The sequence below is a fragment of the Streptomyces sp. NPDC005774 genome, assembly GCF_042871645.1.
Classification (GTDB): Bacteria; Actinomycetota; Actinomycetes; order Streptomycetales; family Streptomycetaceae; genus Streptomyces; species Streptomyces pratens.
In genome coordinates, this window is record NZ_JBIAIV010000021.1 from 20,288 (window position 1) to 42,046 (window position 21,759).

Annotated in this window: 21 protein-coding genes; 6 read left to right on the forward strand and 15 right to left on the reverse strand. The window is 71.7% G+C overall.

The features are described from left to right. Positions 1–176: 176 nt before the first annotated feature. The 7 genes from ACFYQA_RS20070 to ACFYQA_RS20100 form a co-directional block, all read right to left on the reverse strand. A complete protein-coding gene (locus ACFYQA_RS20070) occupies positions 177–956 on the reverse strand; it encodes a DUF3159 domain-containing protein (protein ID WP_388919339.1) in 780 nt (259 codons plus the stop codon). Between the two features lie 3 nt (positions 957–959). Continuing rightward, the gene (locus tag ACFYQA_RS20075; protein ID WP_332431112.1) at positions 960–1,358 is read right to left on the reverse strand and encodes an OB-fold nucleic acid binding domain-containing protein; all 399 of its coding nucleotides are present in this window, start codon (positions 1,356–1,358) and stop codon (positions 960–962) included. Between the two features lie 151 nt (positions 1,359–1,509). Continuing rightward, a complete protein-coding gene (locus ACFYQA_RS20080) occupies positions 1,510–2,199 on the reverse strand; it encodes a response regulator (RefSeq protein WP_388919342.1) in 690 nt (229 codons plus the stop codon). Continuing rightward, complete coding sequence (locus ACFYQA_RS20085) at positions 2,196–4,862, reverse strand: ATP-binding protein (RefSeq protein WP_388919345.1); 2,667 nt, start codon at positions 4,860–4,862, stop codon at positions 2,196–2,198. The genes ACFYQA_RS20080 and ACFYQA_RS20085 overlap by 4 nt, the downstream gene beginning before the upstream one ends. 304 nt (positions 4,863–5,166) lie before the next feature. Then, positions 5,167–5,928, reverse strand: a complete 762-nt coding sequence (locus ACFYQA_RS20090; RefSeq protein ID WP_386396181.1) for a DUF3710 domain-containing protein — start codon at positions 5,926–5,928, stop codon at positions 5,167–5,169. Between the two features lies 1 nt (position 5,929). Continuing rightward, positions 5,930–6,505 (reverse strand): dUTP diphosphatase, encoded by a 576-nt coding sequence (gene dut, locus ACFYQA_RS20095; protein WP_388919348.1) that lies wholly within the window; start codon positions 6,503–6,505, stop codon positions 5,930–5,932. Then, the gene (locus ACFYQA_RS20100) at positions 6,502–7,086 is read right to left on the reverse strand and encodes a PaaI family thioesterase (RefSeq protein ID WP_388919351.1); all 585 of its coding nucleotides are present in this window, start codon (positions 7,084–7,086) and stop codon (positions 6,502–6,504) included. Before ACFYQA_RS20100 ends, dut begins: the two co-directional genes overlap by 4 nt. Positions 7,087–7,308: 222 nt before the next feature. Between ACFYQA_RS20100 and ACFYQA_RS20105 the strand changes: the two genes are divergently transcribed. Then, positions 7,309–7,770, forward strand: a complete 462-nt coding sequence (locus tag ACFYQA_RS20105) for a DUF3093 domain-containing protein (RefSeq protein WP_388919354.1) — start codon at positions 7,309–7,311, stop codon at positions 7,768–7,770. Positions 7,771–7,890: 120 nt separating this feature from the next. Here ACFYQA_RS20105 and ACFYQA_RS20110 read toward each other — a convergent pair whose 3' ends face one another. The 4 genes from ACFYQA_RS20110 to ACFYQA_RS20125 form a co-directional block, all read right to left on the reverse strand. Continuing rightward, positions 7,891–8,883 (reverse strand): hypothetical protein, encoded by a 993-nt coding sequence (locus ACFYQA_RS20110; protein WP_388919357.1) that lies wholly within the window; start codon positions 8,881–8,883, stop codon positions 7,891–7,893. 13 nt (positions 8,884–8,896) lie between these two features. Beyond that, positions 8,897–9,193, reverse strand: coding sequence for a DUF4193 domain-containing protein (locus ACFYQA_RS20115; RefSeq protein ID WP_003993510.1), 297 nt, complete (start codon positions 9,191–9,193; stop codon positions 8,897–8,899). A gap of 393 nt (positions 9,194–9,586) precedes the next feature. Beyond that, positions 9,587–10,834, reverse strand: coding sequence for a sensor histidine kinase (locus ACFYQA_RS20120; protein ID WP_388919360.1), 1,248 nt, complete (start codon positions 10,832–10,834; stop codon positions 9,587–9,589). 4 nt (positions 10,835–10,838) lie between these two features. Beyond that, positions 10,839–11,492, reverse strand: a complete 654-nt coding sequence (locus tag ACFYQA_RS20125; protein WP_332431102.1) for a response regulator transcription factor — start codon at positions 11,490–11,492, stop codon at positions 10,839–10,841. Positions 11,493–12,026: 534 nt separating this feature from the next. On the opposite strand from ACFYQA_RS20125, the gene ACFYQA_RS20130 reads away from it, so the two are divergent. Further along, complete coding sequence (locus ACFYQA_RS20130) at positions 12,027–12,200, forward strand: hypothetical protein (protein WP_388919363.1); 174 nt, start codon at positions 12,027–12,029, stop codon at positions 12,198–12,200. Positions 12,201–12,333: 133 nt separating this feature from the next. Here ACFYQA_RS20130 and ACFYQA_RS20135 read toward each other — a convergent pair whose 3' ends face one another. Both ACFYQA_RS20135 and ACFYQA_RS20140 read right to left on the reverse strand, forming a co-directional pair. Continuing rightward, positions 12,334–13,149: an inositol monophosphatase family protein gene (locus ACFYQA_RS20135; RefSeq protein ID WP_388919366.1), complete on the reverse strand. Its 816-nt coding sequence runs from the start codon at positions 13,147–13,149 to the stop codon at positions 12,334–12,336. An 8-nt stretch (positions 13,150–13,157) separates the two neighbouring features. Beyond that, positions 13,158–14,285, reverse strand: coding sequence for a ferrochelatase (locus tag ACFYQA_RS20140; protein ID WP_388919369.1), 1,128 nt, complete (start codon positions 14,283–14,285; stop codon positions 13,158–13,160). Positions 14,286–14,452: 167 nt separating this feature from the next. Here ACFYQA_RS20140 and ACFYQA_RS20145 point away from each other — a divergent pair, with 167 nt between their 5' ends. Together ACFYQA_RS20145 and ACFYQA_RS20150 are read left to right on the forward strand one after the other, a co-directional pair. Further along, a complete protein-coding gene (locus ACFYQA_RS20145) occupies positions 14,453–15,712 on the forward strand; it encodes an MFS transporter (protein WP_388919372.1) in 1,260 nt (419 codons plus the stop codon). Continuing rightward, the gene (locus ACFYQA_RS20150) at positions 15,672–17,000 is read left to right on the forward strand and encodes a D-arabinono-1,4-lactone oxidase (RefSeq protein WP_388919375.1); all 1,329 of its coding nucleotides are present in this window, start codon (positions 15,672–15,674) and stop codon (positions 16,998–17,000) included. The genes ACFYQA_RS20145 and ACFYQA_RS20150 overlap by 41 nt, the downstream gene beginning before the upstream one ends. On the opposite strand, the gene ACFYQA_RS20155 is transcribed toward ACFYQA_RS20150, so the two are convergent. Beyond that, entirely contained in the window at positions 16,924–17,808 is an 885-nt protein-coding gene (locus ACFYQA_RS20155; protein ID WP_388919378.1) for a hypothetical protein, read from the reverse strand. The genes ACFYQA_RS20150 and ACFYQA_RS20155 overlap by 77 nt on opposite strands. Positions 17,809–18,289: 481 nt before the next feature. Here ACFYQA_RS20155 and sepH point away from each other — a divergent pair, with 481 nt between their 5' ends. Further along, positions 18,290–19,342, forward strand: coding sequence for a septation protein SepH (sepH, locus tag ACFYQA_RS20160; protein WP_388919381.1), 1,053 nt, complete (start codon positions 18,290–18,292; stop codon positions 19,340–19,342). 94 nt (positions 19,343–19,436) lie between these two features. On the opposite strand, the gene ACFYQA_RS20165 is transcribed toward sepH, so the two are convergent. Beyond that, on the reverse strand, positions 19,437–20,288 hold the full coding sequence (locus ACFYQA_RS20165; protein ID WP_388919384.1) for a sulfurtransferase: 852 nt from the start codon (positions 20,286–20,288) through the stop codon (positions 19,437–19,439). A 330-nt stretch (positions 20,289–20,618) separates the two neighbouring features. On the opposite strand from ACFYQA_RS20165, the gene ACFYQA_RS20170 reads away from it, so the two are divergent. Further along, positions 20,619–21,419, forward strand: coding sequence for a VOC family protein (locus tag ACFYQA_RS20170; RefSeq protein WP_388919387.1), 801 nt, complete (start codon positions 20,619–20,621; stop codon positions 21,417–21,419). Positions 21,420–21,759 lie beyond the last annotated feature (340 nt).

The window sequence follows — 21,759 nt, forward strand, 5'->3', positions numbered from 1 at the left end:
GCGGCGGGCCGGCGCGCCGGCGGGCCGGCCCCCCCCCCCCCCCCGGCCCGCCCCCCCGGGGGGGGGGGGGGGGGCCGGGGGGGGGGGGGGGGGGGCGCCCGGCCGCCCCCGCCCCCCCCACTCACATACTCACGTACTCACATGCCGGACGAGGCCAATGAGGCGAATGAGGCTACTCAGGGGCGGCGGTGCCGGCCCGTGGTCGTCGCTTCACCGTCCTCCGCGTACTGCGCCTTCTCCTGCTCGCGCGCGGCCTTGCGCTCCTCCTCGGCGCGCTCCTCCGCCTCCATCTCCGCGAACACGTCGATCGGCGGCGGCGCCTTCGCCAGGAACACCCACGTCAGGTACACCGCGAGCAGGAACGGCGGGATCTTCAGCGCGATCAGGACCCAGCCCAGCTGTGTCGTGTCCGCCCACCAGTACAGCGGGAACAGGATCGCGCTCTTGCCGAGCAGGATCAGACCCCAGGCCCAACTGGCCTTGGTGTAAGCCTTCTTGCGGCCCGGGTTGCGGGTGCGCCAGGAGAGGTTCTCCCTGAAGATCGGGCCCAGCATCAGGCCGATCAGCGGGACACCGGCCATCGCGGTGATGATGTACGCCAGGGCCAGGCCCGTGGTGTACAGCATGCCCGGCAGGTAGAAGTCCTTGGCGTTGCCCGTCATCATCGCGAAGACCACGCCGAAGCCGACGCCGAAGACGCCGCTGAAAGCGTGCTTGACCGTGTCCTTCCTCGCCAGCCGGACCACGACCATCGCCAGCGACACGACGAGTGCCGCGATCGCCGCCATGTGCAGGTTCTTGTTGATCGTGTAGATGCTGACGAACAGGAGACCGGGCAGCACCGTCTCGACCATGCCCCGCACCCCGCCGAACGCCTCGAACAGGGCGGCCTCGGTCACCGCCCTGGCATCGTCCGCGGATGTGTCTTCGGTTGTCGGCTTGTCGAGCGACGTCACCGGCTACTCCCGTCCGAGGGGTCTCAGTTCGTATTTCGGGTTGAACAGCACCCGGCGGCCTCTGCTCAGGGAGATCCTGCCCGATGCGATCAGCTTGCGCCCCGGTTCTATCCCGACGATGGAGCGCCGGCCGAGCCACACCACATCCAGCGCGGCGGAGCCGTCGAACAGTTCGGCCTCCAGGGCCGGGACTCCCGCACGCGGCCGCAGCGTGACCGTGCGCAAGGTACCAGTAACCGTCACTATCTGCCGGTCCTGGCAGTCACCTATCCGTGTACAGCCGGCGGTCTCGGTGTCCTCGCGCAGTTCCTCGGACTCCAGGTCCTCCTGCGACGAGGAGAGCCGGTCGAGCATGCGCCGGAACCGGCCCGCCGGTTTCTCCGAGCGAGGAACAGCACCCATACGTGAAGCGTACCGGGGTGCTCCGAGGGTTACGTACCCGCTGCCCGCCCGGCCCGAACCGGCCGCTCCCTGCCACGCGCACCCACCACACGCGCGGCGCCCACCACATGCGCGGCAGGCACCGCGCGCGGCGCGCACCGCGGGCGGTCACTCACCGCTCGAAGCGGTAGCCCATGCCCGGCTCGGTGATGAAGTGCTTCGGGTGGGCCGGGTCGGCCTCCAGCTTGCGGCGCAGCTGCGCCATGTACACACGCAGGTAGTTCGTCTCCGTGCCGTACGACGGCCCCCAGACCTCCCGGAGCAACTGCTTCTGTGCCACGAGCCGGCCGCCGTTGCGTACGAGCACCTCCAGCAGATGCCATTCGGTGGGGGTCAGCCGTACGTCCCTGCCGTCGCGGTGCACCTTCTTCGCGGCCAGGTCGACGGTGAACCCGTCGGTCTCCACCACCAGGTCGCCCTCGTCCTCGTTATCGCCGGAGGGCTCGGCTCGGCGCACGGCGGCCCGCAGCCTGGCCAGCAGTTCGTCCATGCCGAAGGGCTTGGTGACGTAGTCGTCGGCTCCCGCGTCGAGCGCCTGGACCTTCTCGTCGGAGGCGTGCCGGGCGGACAGCACCAGGATCGGCACCCGGGTCCAGCCGCGCAGGCCCCGGATCACCTCGACGCCGTCCATGTCGGGCAGGCCCAGGTCCAGGACGACCACGTCGGGGTGGCGGGCGGCGGCCAGGCGGAGGGCTTCGGCGCCGTCGTGGGCGGAGTCGACCTCGTACGAGCGGGCCTTGAGGTTGATCACGAGGGCGCGCACGATCGCCGGTTCGTCGTCGACCACCAGCACACGGGTCATGAGGAGTGCCTTTCCGGTTCTGCGGGGCCTACGGGCTCCGATTCTGCTGGGCGAACGGGCTCCGGGCCGGCGAGACCCGCGGGCGCCGCGCGGGTCGCCGTCGGGGCCCTTGTCGCGGCCGTTGCTTGCGTCGCGGCCGTTGCTTGCGTCGCCGACGTTGTCGCCGTCGTCGTCGCCGCGCGGAGGGTCAGTGTCATGGTGAGGCCGCCGCCCGGGGTGTCGTCGGCGTTCAGGGAGCCGCCCATGGCCTCGGTGAAGCCGCGGGCCACCGCCAGGCCGAGGCCCACCCCGGCCCCGCGCGGGGCGTCGCCGTAGCGCTGGAAGGGCTCGAATATGCGGTCCTTCGCGTCGTCGGGGACGCCGGGACCGCGGTCGACCACCCGCACCTCGACCCGGTCGGCGAGCGCGCTGGCGGCCACCAGTACGGGGGTGCCTTCGGGAGCGTACTTGACGGCGTTCTCGACCAGGTTGGCCATCGCCCGCTCCAGCAGCCCGGGGTCGACGGCGACCATGGGGAGTGTCTCCGGGACGTCCAGGGTGACGCTGCCCTCGGGCACCCCGCCGAGCGCCATGGGCACCACCTCGTCCAGGTCGACCTCGCGGATCAGCGGGGTGACCGTGCCGGTGTGCAGGCGGGACATGTCGAGCAGGTTGCCCACCAGGTGGTCCAGGCGGTCGGCACCGCCCTCGATCCCCTCGAGCAGCTCGGCCCGGTCCTCGGGCGACCAGTCGACGTCCTCTGAGCGCAGCGAGGAGACCGCCGCCTTGATCCCGGCCAGCGGGGTGCGCAGGTCGTGGCTGACGGCGGCCAGCAGGGCGGTGCGGATGCGGTTGCCCTCGGCGAGGGTGCGCGCCCGGTCGGCCTCCGCGCGCAGCCGGCGGCGGTCCAGGGCGACGGCGGCCTGGGCTGCGAAGGCGCCCAGCACCCGGCGGTCCTCGGCGGGCAGGACCCGGCCGGTCAGCGCGAGCGCCATGTGGTCCCCCACCGGAACGTCCACGTCGGCGTCGTCGGGCCGTTCGAGGGCCGGTCCGGTGCCGGTCCGTCCGGCGCAGGTCCACGGCTCGACGTCGCCCGCGCGTTCCAGCAGCGCCGCCGACTCCATGCCGAACGTCTGGCGGACCCGTTCCAGCAGCTCCTCCAGGCCGGTCTCGCCGCGCAGCACATTGCCGGCGAGGAACGACAGGATCTCCGACTCGGCGCGCAGCCGGGCCGCCTGGTGCGTACGGCGGGCGGCGAGGTCGACGACGGACGCCACCGCCGCGCCGACGGCGACGAAGATCACGATGGCGATGATGTTCTTCGGGTCGGAGACCGACCAGCGGTGCAGGGGCGGTGTGTAGAAGTAGTTCAGCAGCAGCGAGCCGAACGCCGCCGAGGCCAGGGCCGGCCTGAGCCCGCCGAGCAGCGCCGCGGCCACCGTCAGCGAAAGGAACAGCAGCATGTCGTTGGCCAGGCCCGGGTCGAAGGCGCTGAGCAGCACGGCCAGCACCGCGGGGCCCGCCACTCCGACCGCCCAGCCCCACGCCACCCGCGACCGCCCGAGCCGGGCACCCCGGGCCACCGGCAGTCCGCGTCCCTTGGCGATCGCCTCGTGGGTCACGATGTGCACGTCCAGGTCGGGACCGGAGTCCCGCGCGACGGTCGCGCCGACGCCGGGGCCGAAGACGTACTGCCACGCCTTGCGGCGCGAGGAGCCCAGCACGATCTGGGTGGCGTTCGCCGCGCGCGCGAAGGCGAGCAGGGCGGCCGGGACGTCGTCCCCGACCACGTGGTGGAAGGTGCCGCCCAGGCTTTCCGCCAGGGTCCGCTGCCCGGCCAGTTCGCCGGGCGAGGCCGCGGTGAGACCGTCCCCGCGGGCGATGTAGACCGCGAGCACCTCTCCCCCGGCGCCCTTCTCGGCCAGCCGCGCGGCACGGCGGATCAGGGTGCGGCCCTCGGGACCGCCGGTCAGACCGACCACGATCCGTTCGCGTGACCCCCAGATCGCCGAGACGTCGTGCTCGCTGCGGTACCGCTGGAGGTACTCGTCGACCCGGTCGGCCACCCACAGCAGCGCGAGTTCCCTGAGCGCGGTGAGGTTGCCTGGACGGAAGTAGTTCGACAGGGCCGCGTCGACCTTGTCCGGCTGATAGACGTTGCCGTGCGCCATCCGGCGGCGGAGTGCCTCGGGCGTCATGTCGACCAGCTCCGTCTGGTCGGCCCGCCGCACCACCTCGTCCGGTACGGTCTCCTGCTGCCGGACGCCGGTGATCGACTCCACGACGTCGCCGAGGGACTCCAGGTGCTGGATGTTGAGGGTCGACAGCACGTCGATCCCGGCGGCCAGCAGCTCCTCCACGTCCTGCCAGCGCTTCGCGTTGCGCGAGCCGGGCACGTTGGTGTGGGCGAGTTCGTCGACGAGGACCACCTGGGGGCGGCGGGCGAGGACGGCGTCGAGGTCCATCTCGGGGAGGACGGCGCCGCGGTACTCCAGCTCCCGGCGCGGTATCTGTTCCAGGCCCTCCAGCAGTGCCCTGGTACGCGGCCGGTCGTAGTGCTCGACGAACCCGACCACGCAGTCGGTGCCCCGTTCGACACGGCGCTGCGCCTCGGACAGCATCGCGTACGTCTTGCCGACGCCCGGTGCCGCGCCGAGGTGAATCCGAAGTCTGCCGCGTCCCATGCCCTCATTGTCTTCCGGTCCCGGGCAGTGCGGTCGCCGGTCACCGGTTCACCGCTGTCTGCGCGGAGTCGACCATACGTTCGTCCGGGGCGGCCGAAGACGGCGGCCGGGATGCGGTGACGCGTCCTTGACGGAACCCTGACGTGCTTGACGGAACCCTGACGGGCGGCTGAGGGCGGGCCGTCGGAGTTCCCGTCGGGGAACCCGCCGACGGCGGCGGGGCCGCGCCCGGTGGGGACACTGTCGGTCGACAGTGTCCCGGTCGGATGCGGCCCCGCCGTCGTGGCTGTGAAGCGCTACGCGATCAGCGGACCTCGGTGATCTCCGGTCCGCGCGCCAGCTGTCCCATGCCGCCCGCGAAGCGGGAGCCCTCGGGAGCCTCCTCCTGCTGCACGCCCTCGGGGACCATCTGCGCGTCGTCGGGCAGCTTCAGGACGATCGGGTCGCGCGGCGCCATCGGGCCCTCCCCGCGCACCACGACCGTGTCCCGGAAGATCTGCTCCAGCAGCCCGGCGGCCTGCGGCTGCACCGCGCCCTGACCCGAGATCACCCCGCGCAGGAACCAGCGCGGGCCGTCCACGCCGACGAACCGGACGACCTGGAAACCGCCCGTACCGTCCGGCAGCTGCACCGGCACCTGGGCCCGCAGCTCCCAGCCCAGCGGGCCCTCGACCTCGTCGATGATGCCGCCCTGCTGGGTGATGCCGGCCGCGATCTCCTCGCGGACCTCGCCCCAGATGCCCTCACGCTTGGGGGCCGCGAAACCCTGCAGCTGGATGGCGCTGTCGCGCAGCACGACGGTGGCCGCGACGATCGCGTCGCCGGCGACCTCGACCCGCAGCTCCATGCCGTCCACTCCGGGCACGAACAGACCGCCCAGGTCGACCCTGCCCTCGCCGGGCTCTCTCACCTCGGAGCCGTCCCAGGGCCCGTCGGGCCGCGGCGCCGGCTCGAGCCTCAGCCTCTCGGTCCCGCCGTCCGCCTCCGTGTCGACACCGTCGACGACCTGCTCGGCCTCGCCGGCCGCGTCCTCGGCGGCATCCCTCTTCTTGCGACGTCCGAACACGTCATTGTCCTTCCCGGTCGGCTACGACCGAAGCGTATCGATTCCCACCCGCTGTGCCGCCGACGGCGGCCTGAACGCTTGTGCCGCTCTTACCTTCCACCGCGGCATGGCCGCCGGTGGATCCGAAGCCCCCCTCGGCCCGTACCGAGCGGGGCAGCTCCGCGACCGGCACGAAACGGACCCGCTCGACCTGCTGAACGACCAGTTGGGCAATCCGGTCGAAACGCTCGAACCGCACAGCCTCGCGCGGGTCGAGATTCACCACGATCACCTTGATCTCCCCACGGTACCCGGCATCAACCGTCCCCGGGGCATTCACCAGGGCGACGCCGCAGCGCGCGGCCAGTCCGGATCGCGGGTGCACGAAGGCCGCGTACCCCTCCGGCAGCGCCACAGACACTCCGGTGGGCAGGACGGCCCGTTCCCCGGGCGCCAGCTCGCACGCCTCGGTGGTCCGCAGATCGGCACCCGCGTCACCGGGGTGCTCGTACGCCGGAAGCGGTACGTCCGGGTCGACGCACCGGATCAGCACCTCGAGCCGGCCGTCGGAGCGCGCGTCGCCGTGCGGTCCGGTCACGGGTTCACCTCGAAGGCGCGGGCGCGACGGAACTGGTCCGGGTCGTCCATGGCCGCCTGGATCTCCTCCTCGCGGCCATGGTCGACGAAGTGGTCGATCTTGACCTCGATGAACAGCGCGTTGGCGCGGACCGCGACCGGGCCGTCGGGGCCACCGATGCGTCCGGTCGCGGTGGAGTAGATCTTCCGTCCGGCCACCGCGGTCACCGCCGCCTCCAGATGGAGGGTGGCGTCGACCGGCACGGGCTGGACGTAGTCGGTCTCGAGCCTGCCGGTCACGGCGATCGTGCGCAGCAGCCAGCTCAGCGCGCCGAGCGTCTCGTCCAGGGCACTGGCGAGCACCCCGCCGTGCGCGAGGCCGGGGGCGCCCTGGTGGACGGGGCGCACGGTGAACACGGCGGTGACCGACACGCCTTCGCCTGCCCGCGCCTCGATGTGCAGCCCGTGGGGCTGCTCGCCGCCGCAGCCGAAGCACTGGTCGTAGTGGGCGCCGAGCAGCTCACCCGGTGCGGGAGCATCCGGGTGGCGCACCGGCGGCAAGGCGTCGGCGGGGGGATGAAGAGTTGAGGAAGTACCACTCACAGGCGCAGACCTTACCCGCCCGCCCGTCACCCACCACCGCCCTACTCGACAGCGCTTCGCGCCGACCACCCCGCCCGCCCGTCACCCACCACCGCCCTACTCGACAGCGCTTCGCGCCGACCACCCCGCCCGCCCGTCACCCACCACCGCCCCGCCCTACAGCACTTCACGCCGAGCGCCCTGGCTGCGGCCCTGGGCCGGCACCGTGCCAAGCTTGGATCCATGCAGCTCTCCGTTCTGCCCTACGAAGAACGCCTGACCGCTCCCCGCTCCTGGTGGCTGATCTGCCTGCTCTCAGGTGTCTCGATGGCGCTGATCGTGCTGCCTCTGGGCATCCTGCCGATGCTCGGCGGCCTGGCCTGCGGCAGCGCGGCGGCCGCGGTGGTGGCCAGCGCGTACGGCTCGGTGCGGATCCGGGTCGTGGGCGGCCTGTTGATCGCCGGTGAGGCGAAGATCCCGGTGTCGGCGCTGGGCGCGATGGAAGTTCTGGACGCCGAGGAGGCTCGTGCCTGGCGCACCCACCGGGCGGATCCGCGCTGCTTCATGCTGCTGCGGGCCTACGTGCCGGGGGCACTGCGGGTGGAGATCACCGACCCGGAGGACCCGACGCCGTACGCCTTCCTGTCGACGCGTGAGCCGGAACGGCTGGCGGAGGCCCTGCGGGCGGCGAAGGCCGCCGCGTAGCGCGGCGGGGAGCACCCGGGCCCACTGTCGCCCGGCGAGTAGTGGGATCGGGGAGCCCGACGAGGTTCGTCGCCCACTGACCTGTTCCGTTTCCGCTGTGCCGTACCCGGATCTGCCGGATCAGCCCCTCCCAGGGCTGTCACTCCCGTCCGGGTGGCCGTCGCCTCTGCCGAGTTCCTTGCGGAGGGCGCCGCCGGTGAGCTTGTCCATCTCCAGGGCGTCGGCCGGGATCTCGAGGGCGGGGAGGGCGGGCAACGTGTCCCAGGGCACCTGGATCTTGCGGAGGTCGGCCTGGATACGGGTGGCGAGCTTTCTGGTGTCCCGGCGGTTCATGACCGCGCCGACGGCGGCTCCCACCAGGAACGGCATCAGGTTCGGCAGGTTGCGGAGGGTGCGCTTCATGATCCGCTGACGCAGTTCGCGCTTCATGCGGCTGTTCAGTGCGGCACTCACGGCCGAGGGCTTGCTCGCCTCGATCCCGCGCTCCTGCGACCAGGAGTTCAGGTACACGGTGCTGCGCTGCCCGAGGTTGCCGTCCGGACGTACGCCGTAGACCTCGTGGAGTTCGGCGATCAGCTTGAGTTCGATCGCCGCGACGCCGGTGACCTCGGCGGCCAGCTCCGTAGGCATCGCGGGAGGCACCGGCATCGCCGCCGCCGCGCCCACGCCGGCCCCGACCGTCGCCGTGGCCCTGGAGGCGCCCGCCACGAGTTTCTCCGCGAGTTCCTCGGGATCCAGCCCGGGGAACTGCCTACGCAGCGTCTCCAGGTCCCGTACGGGCACCCGCGGGGTGAGTTCGATGATTCGGTCCGCGAGGTACGCCAGGCCCGCACGCGCGCAGTCACCGCCCTTCCGGGCGCCTTCCCTGGCCTTGTCCCGGAACGCCGCGGCACGTCTGTGGGCCACCGGGGCGGTGGCGGTGACCTCCACGGGTGCCGGGAGGTCACCGCGGTCGGTTACGGGTCCGAGCGAGGCCGCCCCGGTATCGGTCGAGCCGATACCGGTTGAGCCTCGCTCGTGGTCGCGCGCGTCGCGCCGGGGGCCGTCCTGCGGCCCCGAGTCCGCTCCCCTCGAGAGGAAGCGGCGCTTCCGAGGAGGGGTCGAGCCAGTCACGGCCGACCCGCCCTCAGTCGCAGTCGCGGCAGATCGGCTGGCCGTTCTTCTCCCGGGCCAGCTGGCTGCGGTGGTGCACCAGGAAGCAGCTCATGCAGGTGAACTCGTCCTGCTGCTTGGGCAGGACTCGGACGGCCAGCTCTTCGTTCGACAGGTCCGCGCCGGGCAGTTCGAGGCCTTCCGCAGCCTCGAACTCGTCGACGTCCACGGCCGAGGCCGACTTGTCGTTGCGGCGGGCCTTCAGCTCTTCGAGACTGTCCGAGTCGACGTCGTCGTCGGTCTTGCGCGGAGTGTCGTAATCGGTTGCCATGGTCGCTCTCCCCCTCTGGGTGTATGCGGTCTCTTCAGCGCACGTAACGCGCGAGGGGCCGGACTTGTGCCCGACCCGAGGCGGAGATTTTGCCTCACATCAAGGTCTGTTACTCAATCGACACCCAACCGAACCCCTCATGAGTGCTCGGCTTGGATGGCGATGGGGACCGTACACGGTCCGAACGCGGCACTTCAAAGCCGCCTCACCGTGTACTTCCCGTAATCGAAGCCCCTGAAAACCGGGATGTACCCGGCCTTCCGGGGACTTCATGGTCACGGAGTGTCGACGGGTCGAACATCCCCCCTGTGATCGATCCCACAGGCGGGCACCGGAGGAGCCCTCCGGCGATTCCGCCCAAAGCGAACACCCCGTCGTGTCGGCGACATGATGTCAGATCGGCAGGGTGACCCGCATCACGATCCCGCCGCCCTCACGCGGCTGGGCATAGATGTGCCCGCCGTGGGCCCGCGCCACCGACCGGACGATGGAGAGCCCCAGGCCGACCCCCTTGTCACTGCCCGTCCGCTCGGTGCGCAGCCGCCGGAAGGGCTCGAACAGATTGTCGATCTCGTACGCCGGTACCACCGGGCCCGTATTGGACACCACCAGGACCGCCTGTCCGTGCTCGACGTCGGTGGTGACCTCCACCCACCCCCGCTCGGCCACGTTGTAGCGCACGGCGTTCTGGACCAGGTTCAGGGCGATCCGCTCCAGCAGGACGCCGTTGCCCCGGACGACCGCGGGCTTCTGCACTCCGCGGATCTCCACACCCTTGGCCTGCGCCTCGGCGTGCACCTGGTCGATCGCCTGGGAGGCCACCTCCGCGAGATCCACGGACTTGCGCTCGACGATCTGGTTGTCACTGCGGGCGAGCAGCAGCAGGCCCTCCACGAGCTGCTCGCTGCGCTCGTTGGTGGCCAGCAGCGTCCTGCCGAGCTGCTGGAGCTCGACCGGCGCGTCCGGGTCGGAGAGGTGCACCTCGAGCAGCGTGCGATTGATCGCCAGCGGGGTGCGCAGCTCGTGCGAGGCATTGCCCACGAAGCGCTGCTGGGCGGTGAAGGCCCGCTGCAGCCGCTCCAGCATGTCGTCGAAGGTGTCGGCCAGCTCCTTGAGCTCGTCGTCCGGGCCGTCCAGCTCGATCCGGCGGGACAGGTCGGAGCCCGCCACCGCGCGCGCGGTGCGGGTGATCCGGCCCAGCGGCGACAGGACGCGGCCGGCCATGGCGTACCCGAAGGCGAAGGCGATGACGGCGAGGCCGAGCAGGGCGAGCAGGGAGCGGCTGAGCAGGTTGTCCAGGGCGTGCTGGCGCTGCTCGTTGACACAGGCGTTCAGCGCGGCGTTCAGCTCGTCGGCGGGCAGCCGGGCGCTGCGCAGATGGCAGATGTCGCTCGACACCTCCCCGGACAGGATCCGGAAGGGCAGGTCGCTGCCCACGTTCAGCGCGTTCGCGGCGAGCAGGTAGATGATCGACAGCAGCAGGATCCCGGCGATCAGGAACATGCCGCCGTAGAGCAGGGTGAGCCGTATCCGGATGGTCGGACGCAGCCACGGGAAGGGCGGTACGGGCCTGCGGGGGTCCCAGGTGGGCTTCGGAGGTGCCGGTGGGGACGGCGGTGTGGGGGTGGGGGTGGTGGCCACGGGATCAGATCCGGTAGCCCGAGCCGGGCACGGTCACGATGACCGGCGGCTCGCCCAGTTTGCGGCGCAGGGTCATGACGGTCACCCGCACCACGTTGGTGAACGGATCGGTGTTCTCGTCCCAGGCCTTCTCCAGGAGCTGCTCGGCCGAGACGACGGCGCCCTCGCTGCGCATGAGCACTTCCAGGACGGCGAACTCCTTGGGCGCGAGCTGGACCTCCTTGCCGTCGCGGAAGACCTCGCGGCGGTTGGGGTCGAGCTTGATCCCGGCACGCTCCAGGACCGGCGGCAGCGGCACGCTGGTACGCCGTCCCAGGGCGCGCACGCGCGCGATGAGCTCGCTGAAGGCGAAGGGCTTGGGCAGATAGTCGTCGGCGCCGATCTCCAGGCCCTCGACGCGGTCGCTGACGTCGCCGGCGGCCGTGAGCATCAGCACGCGCGTGGGCATGCCGAGCTCGACGATCCTGCGGCACACGTCGTCGCCGTGCACGAGGGGGAGGTCGCGGTCGAGGACGACCACGTCGTAGTCGTTGACGCCGATGCGCTCGAGGGCGGCCGCACCGTCGTACACGACGTCGACGGCCATGGCCTCCCGGCGCAGTCCGGTGGCCACCGCATCGGCGAGCAGTTGCTCGTCCTCGACGACGAGTACGCGCACGTCGCTTGTCCTTCCTACGTCCTGCCGGGCAGCGCTCCACAGCGCACGCGCGCAGGGTCCTGGTGAGTGTGTCGCCTCCATCCTGCCCTTTTCGGCCGTAAGTCGGCCGTAAGCCGGGGAACGGGCGGGCGGCGGAAGGGGACGGGGCCGGACAGCATGCCTCGGTGGACGGCCACCGGCCCGGGAAACGGGCGGTGCCGGGTCGGCACGGGTCCGGGAAACGGGCGGTGGCGCGGGGGCGGAAGACCGGGGAACGTCCCGGGGACGGGAGGGGAATACGAGATTTTCTCGTCCGGTGAGGTTTCCGCGGAAGGGAGCTTGGGGAGGACGGGTTTACATCCCGCGATCACGCTCTGCTTGCACCGCGCCACCATGCGGTGCGCTTCGGTCCGTTTCCGCAGAGCGGACCCGGATGCCCGAAGCCGTAGCCCCCCGGCCGAGCGGCGCCGGTCATCCACCGCAGACGTGATCGTCCCTTTCGAACCGGCACACCCCCGTGCCATCGACCCACGACCCAGGACGAGGGGGCGCAGCATGGACGCTTTCACCGCAGGACTTCTGCAGCGCATAAGGACGACCGAGTCCGATCTGTCCCGGGCCCGCGACGAGGGCGACGACTTCCTCGCCGAGGTGGAGCAGAGCGAGCTCGACGACCTGCGCCGGCTCGCCGCCGAGCACGGTGTGCAGGTCGGCGTGGCCCGCGTCTGATCAGCCCGATGCAATGAGTTCGACATGAGCGGGCCCCGGCGAATCCAGCGCCGGGGCCCGCTTCGTCGTTCTCCGGGTTCTCCGGGTTCTCCGGGTTCTCCGGGTTCTCCGGGACCGGCGTCCCGGCCGCCCGTCAGTCGTGCCAGGCGTCGAAGTCCTCCAGCAGCCGCTGGAGGGGCTCGAAGACACCCGGGGTGGCCGCGACCGCGAGGTCCCACGAAGGGCGCTCACCGGGCCGTCCACCGGTCAGCGCGCCCGCCTCCCGGGCTATCAGGTCCCCCGCGGCCAGGTCCCAGGGGTGCAGCCCGCGTTCGTAGTAGCCGTCGAGCCGGCCGCAGGCCAGGTCGCAGAGGTCGACCGCGGCCGAGCCGCCGCGCCGGATGTCCCGCAGGAGCGGGATCAGCCGCTGCGCGACACCGGCCTGGTGGGCGCGGACCTCGGTGACGTAGTTGAAGCCGGTCGAGACCAGCGCCCGGTCCAGGGGCGGCGCCGGGCGGCAGGTCAGCGTGCGCTCGCCCTCCCACGCGCCGGTGGCCCGTGCCCCGCCGCCGCGGACCGCGTGATACGTCTCACCCCGCATCGGGGCGGCGACCACCCCGACGACGGTCTCGCCGTCCTGCTCGGCGGCGATGGAGACGGCCCACGTGGGCAGCCCGTACAGGTAGTTGACCGTGCCGTCGAGCGGGTCGATCACCCAGCGGACGCCGCTGGTGCCCTCCGTCGAGCCGCCCTCCTCACCGAGGACGCCGTCGTCGGGCCGGTGCTCGGCGATCAGCCCGGTGATCAGCTTCTCGGCCGCGATGTCCATCTCGGTGACGATGTCGATCGGGCTGGACTTGGTCGCGGCGACCTCGAGGTCGGCCGGGCGGCCGTCCCGCAGCAGCTCGCCCGCGCGGCGTGCCGCTTCGCGGGCCAGTTGCAACAGTTCCGCGTGCAGGGGGTCGGTCACGGCGCTCCTCAGGCGTAGGGGCTGTCGGCGCCCGCGGCGGCGGGACGCGGAGCACGGGCCGGACAGCAGCCCACCGGGCAGAGGTTGTGGCTCGCGCCGAGCTCGCCCAGGGCGCAGGGGGTGACCTCCTGGCCGCGTTCGGTGGCGGCGCGCTCCACGACCAGGTCGCGGATCGCGGCGGCGAACCTCGGGTCGGCGCCCACGGTCGCCGAGCGGCGCACCGGCAGCCCCAGTTCCCCGGCCTTGGCCGTGGCCTCGGTGTCGAGGTCGTAGAGGACCTCCATGTGGTCGGAGACGAATCCGATGGGGGCCATGACCACGGCAGGGACCCCGGCCGCGTGCCGCTCCTCGAGGTGGTCACAGATGTCGGGCTCCAGCCAGGGGATGTGCGGGGCTCCGGAGCGGGACTGGTAGACGAGCTGCCAGGGGTGTTCCACTCCGGTGCGCTCCCGCACGGCGTCGGTGATCAGCCGGGCCACGTCCAGGTGCTGTGCCACGTACGCGCCACCGTCGCCGTGCTGCTCGACGGGCCCCGAGGTGTCGGTGGAGGCGGTGGGGATCGAGTGGGTGCAGAAGGCGATGTGGGCGCCCTCGCGCACCTCCTCGGGCAGGTCGGCGAGCGAGCGGACGATCCCGTCGACCATGGGCTCCACGAAGCCCGGGTGGTTGAAGTAGTGCCGCAGCTTGTCGACCCGGGGCAGCTCCAGGCCCTCGGCCTCCAGCGTCGCCAGGGAGTCGGCGAGGTTCTCGCGGTACTGGCGGCAGCCGGAGTACGAGGCGTAGGCGCTGGTGGCCAGGACGATGATGCGGCGGCGGCCGTCGCGGATCATCTCGCGCAGGGTGTCGGTCAGGTAGGGCGCCCAGTTGCGGTTGCCCCAGTAGACCGGGAGGCCGAGGCCGTGGCCGGCGAAGTCCTTGCGCAGGGCGTCCAGCAGGGCGCGGTTCTGTTCGTTGATGGGGCTGACCCCGCCGAACAGGAAGTAGTGCTCGCCGACTTCCTTCAGGCGTTCCTTGGGGATGCCGCGCCCGCGCGTCACGTTCTCCAGGAACGGGACCACGTCGTCCGGGCCTTCGGGGCCGCCGAAGGAGAGCAGGAGCAGGGCGTCGTAGGGGGTGGGATCGAGCTCGTCAGGCATGCCTCGATCCTGCCACCCGTCGCGGGCGGCCGGGCAACGGCGGGGGGCCGACGGGGCCGCGACCTCACACCCAGGAGACGTTAGGGTTACCTAACCAGTAAGCCGTATCGTCCGCGGTCGCGCCTTACTCAGATCTGTCGCGCCTTACCGAGATCTCCGGAGACCTCGTGCCCAGCCCTTATCTCGCCCTGTTCGCGGCCCCCGGCAGCAGGGCCTTCTCGGCCGCGGGGTTCATCGGCCGGATGCCGCTGTCCATGATGGGCATCGGCGTGGTCACAATGATCTCCCAGCTGACCGGCCGGTACGGGCTCGCCGGCGCCCTGTCGGCGACCGTCGCCCTGGCCGCCGCGCTGGCGGGCCCGCAGATCTCCCGCCTGGTGGACCAGTACGGACAGCGGCGGGTCCTGCGTCCGGCGACGTCGCTCGCGCTCGCCGCCGCGGCGCTGCTGCTGTTCGCCGCGCACTACGGCTGGCCGGACTGGGTGCTCTTCGTCGCCTGCGCCGGCATCGGCTGCGTGCCGAGCCTCGGCGCGATGATCCGAGCCCGCTGGGCCGCCCTGTACCGCGGCACCCCGCAACTGCACACCGCGTACTCCTTCGAGTCCGTGGTGGACGACATGTGCTTCGTCTTCGGCCCGATCATCTCCATCGGGCTGTCCACGGCGTGGTTCCCCGAGGCCGGTCCGCTGCTCGCGGCCTGCTTCCTCGCGGTCGGCGTCTTCTGGCTGACGGCCCAGCGCGCCACCGAGCCGGCCCCGCACCCGCGCGAGCGCACGGGCGACGGCGGCAAGGGCACGGGCGGCGGTACGGCGCTGAGCTCGCCGGGCCTGCAGGTCCTGGTGGCCACCTTCGCGGCGACGGGGGCGATCTTCGGCGGCGTGGACGTGGTCACCGTGGCCTTCGCGGAGGAGCGTGGGCACAAGGCCGCCGCCAGTGTGGTGCTCGCCGCGTACGCGCTGGGCTCCTGCGTGGCGGGCCTGACGTTCGGGCTGATGCGCTTCGCCGGGGCACCCGAGCGCCGCTGGCTGCTGGGCGTATGTGCCATGGCCGTGAGTATGATCCCCCTCCTACTGGTCGGGAACCTGCCGTTTCTGGCCGTGGCGCTGTTCGTTGCGGGTCTGTCCATCGCTCCCACGATGATCACGACGATGTCCCTCATCGAAGAGCACGTACCACGCGCACAGCTCACCGAGGGCATGACCTGGGTGAGCACCGGGCTCGCGGTCGGGGTCGCTCTCGGCTCCGCCGCGTCCGGCTGGGTGATCGACGCGGCCGGGGCACGCGCCGGGTACGGGGTTCCGGCGGTGTCCGGAGCCGTCGCGGTCGCGGTCGGTTTCCTCGGGTACCGCCGGCTCAAGCGGCCGGCTCCGGGTCGGGGAGGCTCCGTTGGGCAGCACGGCGAGCACGAGGAACGGAACATGGCGTAACTGGGGAGGTACCGTCCTCGCCCACCCCGCGCGGGAGGTCACGCCGGCCTCCGTCGACGAACTGGCGGCGGCCGTGCACCGGGCCGCCGAGGACGGCCTCCCGGTGAAGGCGGTGGGCACCGGGCACTCCTTCACCTCGATCGCGGCCACCGACGGCGTGCAGATCCGCCCTCATCTGCTGGCGGGCATCCGTGACATCGACCGCGCGGCCGGCACCGTCACGGTCGGGGCCGGCACCCCGCTCAAGCGGCTCAACACGGCTCTCGCGCGGGAAGGGCTGTCGCTCACCAACATGGGCGACATCATGGAGCAGACCGTCTCCGGGGCCACCAGCACCGGCACCCACGGGACCGGCCGCGACTCGGCCTCCCTCGCCGCGCAGATCCGGGGCCTGGAGCTGGTCACCGCCGACGGTTCGGTGCTCACCTGCTCGGAGAAGGGGACCGACGAGGAGCGCGCGGTCTTCGCCGCCGCCCGGATCGGTCTCGGCGCCCTCGGTATCGTCTCCGCGATCACCTTCGCGGTCGAGCCGATCTTCCTGCTCACGGCCCGCGAGGAGCCGATGCCCCTGGACCGGGTGCTGGCCGAGTTCGACGAACTGCACGCCGAGAACGAGCACTTCGAGTTCTACTGGTTCCCGCACACCGGGAGCACCAACACCAAACGGAACAACCGCAGCGCCGGTCCGGAACGGCCGGTGCATCCCGTCCGGGGCTGGATCGACGACGAGTTCCTCTCCAACGGCGTCTTCCAGGTGGCGAACTGGGTCGGCCGCGCGGTGCCCGCGACCGTCCCCGCCATCGCACGCGTCTCCAGCAGGGCCCTGTCCGCGCGGACCTACACCGACCTCCCGTACAGGGTGTTCACGTCGCCGCGCCGGGTGCGCTTCGTGGAGATGGAGTACGCGGTGCCGCGCGAGGCCCTGGTGGACACGCTGCGCGAACTGAAGGCCATGGTCGACCGCTCCCCCCTGCGGGTCAGCTTTCCCGTCGAGGTGCGCACGGCCCCGGCCGACGACATCACCCTGTCCACGGCCTCCGGCCGCGACACCGCGTACATCGCGGTCCACATGTTCCGGGGCACCCCCTATCAGGGGTACTTCACGGCGGCGGAGCGCATCTTCACCGCCCATGAGGGCCGGCCCCACTGGGGGAAGGTCAACACCCGGGACGCCGAGTACTTCTCCCGTGTGTATCCGCGTTTCGCCGAGTTCACGGCACTGCGGGATCGTCTTGATCCGGAACGCCTGTTCCGGAACGACTATCTGCGGAGGGTCCTGGGGACGTAGCGAACGCGTTCGGTTCCGGGCTCGCGGTGCCGTCGGAGTCCTGGTTCCCGGTGCCGTCCGGGGTGCCCGCCGGCGTGTCCTGGCCGTCCGGTGCACCGCCGCCGGAGCCGGTGGCCGCGCCCTCGCCCTGAGGCGTCGCGGAGGGCGCGGGGGCCGGTCCGTCCTCGCCTGAGCCGCCGGAGTCCTCCGAGGTGCCGGAGTCGTCCGAGGTGCCGGAGTCGTCCGGCGTCCCCGAGTCGCCGGAGGTACCGGGGTCCTGCTCGTCCGGACCGCCGGTGCCGGACGAGTCACCGGAGCCGGACGTGTTCTCACCGGTGACCGCGTTGCCGACGGTGGTGTTCGGTGTGCCGCTGAGGCTCTGGCCCGAAACGAGTTCGTAGACGGTTATTCCGGCCATCGTGACCCCGAACACCAGCGCGGCCGCGACCACGGCCCGTTTCCAGCCCCGCCGCACTCCCCTGGCCCGGCCCCGGTACACGGTTCCCTCGGTGAACTCGCCCGGCGCCCGCGCGGGCTGCCTCCCGGCCGGTGCCGCGGATGCCCGGCCCGGCGCCGCGGCGGCGACCCGGAGCTGCTCACCGGTGCGCTTGAAGAAGTGCTGGAAGACCGTTCCGCCGCAGGTGGCGACGATGCTCATGACTCCGGCGCCGATGATCGTCCCGTAGACGCCGAAGGACGAGGCGAGTTGGGCACCCAGCACCGCGGCCACCCCGCTGCCCGCGACCTGCGGCACGCTCAGATCGATCCGCGCGCGCTTCCCCTCCTCCGTTCCACCGTGCTCACCCGCGACAACCGACCTTTCACGCATTCCTTGATCTTGCCAGCCTTCCCGCACATTCCCACACACGAACGATCAACTACACGACAAGTGGACGCCCGACCGAAACCATTAGTTCCATTTCTGGTGATTACGTGAGGTTCCCCACGCCCGGATTCGACGGATCCGGACCGGCGCGGCCAAGTAGCACCCCTTGCGGGAAGTTGGGACAGCGCGCCGATCCACTCACTTGGCCCGAATGGAGTACTGTTGCGAGCCCTGGGTCCGGTCGCCCATCAGGGCGCTCGGGTTCCTTGAGGACCGCCGGGGAGGGGGCCAGTTGCACAGGGTGACGCAGTTGCTCACTCAGCGTTGCGAATAGGTAACCGTGCCATAACGGCGAGCCGGGGCCCACGCCCGACACGCCGGGCAACTCGGCAAGGTTGTGGCAGGCTGCACCCGGGCAGGTCACACTCGACTAGCGGAAGCAGCGACGCACGTGACGTCGGCAGGCACCACCCGGGAGGTCCCCATGCCCGAACTGCGTGTCGTGGCCGTCTCGAATGACGGCACACGGCTGGTGCTGAAGGCTGCGGACAGCACGGAGTACATGCTTCCGATCGACGAACGCCTGCGCGCCGCGGTGCGCGGCGACCGTCCCCGCCTCGGCCAGATCGAGATCGAGGTGGAGAGCCATCTCCGCCCCCGCGACATTCAGGCACGCATACGAGCCGGTGCGACCGCGGAAGAGGTCGCCCAGATGGCCGGCATCCCCGTGGACCGCGTCCGCCGCTTCGAGGGCCCTGTCCTCGCCGAGCGCGCCTTCATGGCGGAACGTGCCCGCAAGACCCCTGTCCGCCGCCCCGGTGAGAACTCCGGTCCGCCGCTGGGCGAGGCCGTGCAGGAACGGCTGACACTGCGCGGCGCGGAGAAGGACACCGTGCAGTGGGACTCCTGGCGCCGCGACGACGGCACCTGGGAAGTGCTGCTGGTCTACCGGGTCGCGGGCGAACCGCACTCGGCCGGCTGGACGTACGACCCGCCCCGGCGGCTCGTCCAGGCCGTCGACGACGAGGCGCGCTCGCTGATCGGTGAGTCCGACGACCTCGCCGCGACGCCCGAGCCCAGCTTCCCGTTCGTGCCACGCATCGCCCGGCTGCCCCGCGACCGCCCGCTGGACCGTCCGGGTGACCGCGAGCGGCAGAGCCTGCCACCGGGCCAGGACTCCGAACCCGATGAGGAGTTGGTGGCCACGGCCGGCGGTGAGCGGGACTCGCTCACCAGCCTGCTGGAGGCGGTGCCGAGCTTCCGGGGCGACCTGGTGGTTCCCGAGCGGACCCCTGAGCCGGCCGCCGAGGAGCCGGACGGCGAACCCGAGGCGGAGGAGCCGCCGGCTCCCGCGGCCTCGGCCGGTTCCGCCTACGCCGACGTCCTGATGCCCCGCGCCGTCACCAGTCACCGGGACCGTCTCGTCGGCTCCACGGACCGTCAGGCGGAGGCGGACGGAGTCCGTCCGGGCCGCCGCGCGGCGGTGCCGAGCTGGGACGAGATCGTGTTCGGGACCCGGCGCAAGAAGCAGGAGTGACCCCGCGGGAGCGGCCACCGCATCGGACGAACCGGCCTGAGCTGCCATGAAAGGGGCGCTCGTCATGCACGAGTGCCCCTTTCACCCTTTCGGTCTACTGCGGGTCCGGTCCGACCGCGACCGGCCGCTCCGGGTCCGACGACCACTCCGACCAGGAGCCGACGTACAACTCCGCCGGGATGCCCGCCACCGCGAGCGCCAGCACCTCGTGCGCCCCCGAAACCCCCGAACCGCAGTACACACCGACCCGCTTGTCCGTGGACGCGCCCAACTCCCGGAACCGCGCGGCCAGTTCCCCGGCGGGCAGGAAGCGTCCGTCCGGGCCGACGTTCTCGGTGGTGGGCGCCGAGACCGCGCCCGGAATGTGGCCGCCGACCGGGTCGATCGGCTCCACCTCGCCCCGGTAGCGCTCTCCCGCGCGGGCGTCCAGCAACAGCCCGGACCGGGCCAGCGCCGCCGCTCCGTCGGCGTCGAGCAGGCCGGCCGCTCCCCATACGGGCACGAAGTCGCCCTCGGCCGGCTCCGGCTGCGCGGTCTCGAGCGGACCGTCCCAGGACGGCAACCCGCCGTCGAGGACCCGCACGTCCGGGTGACCCGCCCACCGCAGCAGCCACCACGCGCGGGCGGCCGCCCAGCCCATCCCGCCGTCGTACACGACCACCGGCGCGCCCGACGACACGCCCGCCCGGCGCATCGCCGCACCGAACTCCTCCGGATCGGGCAGCGGATGGCGCCCCCGCCCGGCCGGCACTGCGGCCAACTCGCTTTCCAGGTCGACGAATACGGCGCCGGGAAGGTGCCCGTCGCGGTACGCGGCCCGTCCGTCGAACGGTGGCTCACCGGCCGTCGCTGCCGTGCTCAACCGCCAGCGGACGTCGAGCAGTACCGGCGGGTCGCCGCCCGCCAGCTCGGCGGCGAGTCCGGATGTGGAGATGATGGCGTTCATGGGCACCATCCTGACGTACGGGGTGGCCGTCTCGTCCAGGTCCGGCTACTCTGCTCGGCCGGGCAGACCCGATCACGAGGCGTATGGGATCGGGCACATGCTGTACTACCGATCGACATCCTCCGGCAAGCGTGCCGAAAAGGACGGGGACCCGCACATCGGGCATCCTCCGGAGACAGGAACCGCCGTACGGGGCGGGCCGGAGCACGCGACGCCGTGGCCGATGCCAGTGCCGGCACGGGGGCGAATCCACAGAGCGGGCGCGACGCGTCTCTCGCCCGGGTCGAGAAGAGCACGGCCACCGCCAGGGCGGCCGAGAAGAGAGTGACGATGACCGACGCACGGGGGTCCGCCCGCCGAGACGGTGAAGCGCCTGTTCGGTACACACCCGGTACACCCTGCTGGGTGAGTCTCATGGTGCATGGAGCTGACCGGGCCCGGAGCTTCTACGAAGCGCTGTTCGGCTGGGAGTTCCGGCCCGGTCCGCAGCAACTCGGCCCCTACGCGCGGGCCCTGCTCGACGGCTGCGAGGTGGCCGGTATCGGGATGCTGTCGCCGGATCTGGATCTTCCCGTGGCCTGGACGCCCTACTTCGCCTCGGTGGACGTGGACCGCACCGCCGAGACCGTGCGGGCGTGCGGCGGCACCATCGGCGTCGGCCCGCTGGACCTCGCCGAGGCCGGGCGGCTGGCGATCGGCTCCGATCCCTCGGGCGCCGTCTTCGGTATCTGGCAGGCGTCCGCGCACCTGGGCCAGGCGGTCACCGGGGTGCCCGGTGTGCCCGCCTGGAACGAACTGACGACCTTCGAGTCGGAGCGCGTGGCCAAGTTCTACGCGACGGTGTTCGGCCACACCGCACAGCCCGAGGTCTCCACCGACCTCGACCACGTGACCCTGAGCGTGGCGGGCCGGCCCGTGGCAGGGATCCACGGCGTGGGCAACGGCCTCCTGAGGGAGCGCGGACCGCACTGGACGACGTACTTCACCGTGGCCGACGTCGACGACACGGTGGACCACGTCCTGTACCTGGGCGGCCAGCTCCTCGAGCGGCCCCACGACAGCGCCCACGGCCGGATCGCGACGGTGACGGACTCGGAGGGGGCGCGGTTCTCGCTGTTGCAGGTCCTGTGACGGCCCGTCGGAACCGAGCCAGGACGCCTCCAGACCTGAGGCAGTGGACGACAAGCGCCGGTGGCATTCACAGAGGGGACACATGACCACCGAGTGCCGCCAAGTAGTCTTACTCGGGCCAAACCGGCTCCCATGAGAAGGCTTCGGCGCCACGCAGCAACCCAGCAGCAGATCACTTCCACCCCTTGTTAGCCGATTTGACGGCTCTGGCCGCACCGGCTCCTTCGGGACGGCGGGAGATGATCCGCTGAGTGCCTGGGCACAGTGTCCATAGGACAGGGGGATGAAGTGAGGGAAAAAGCGGCATCAGAGAGCGAGAAGTGCTCTGCGGCAGCAACTG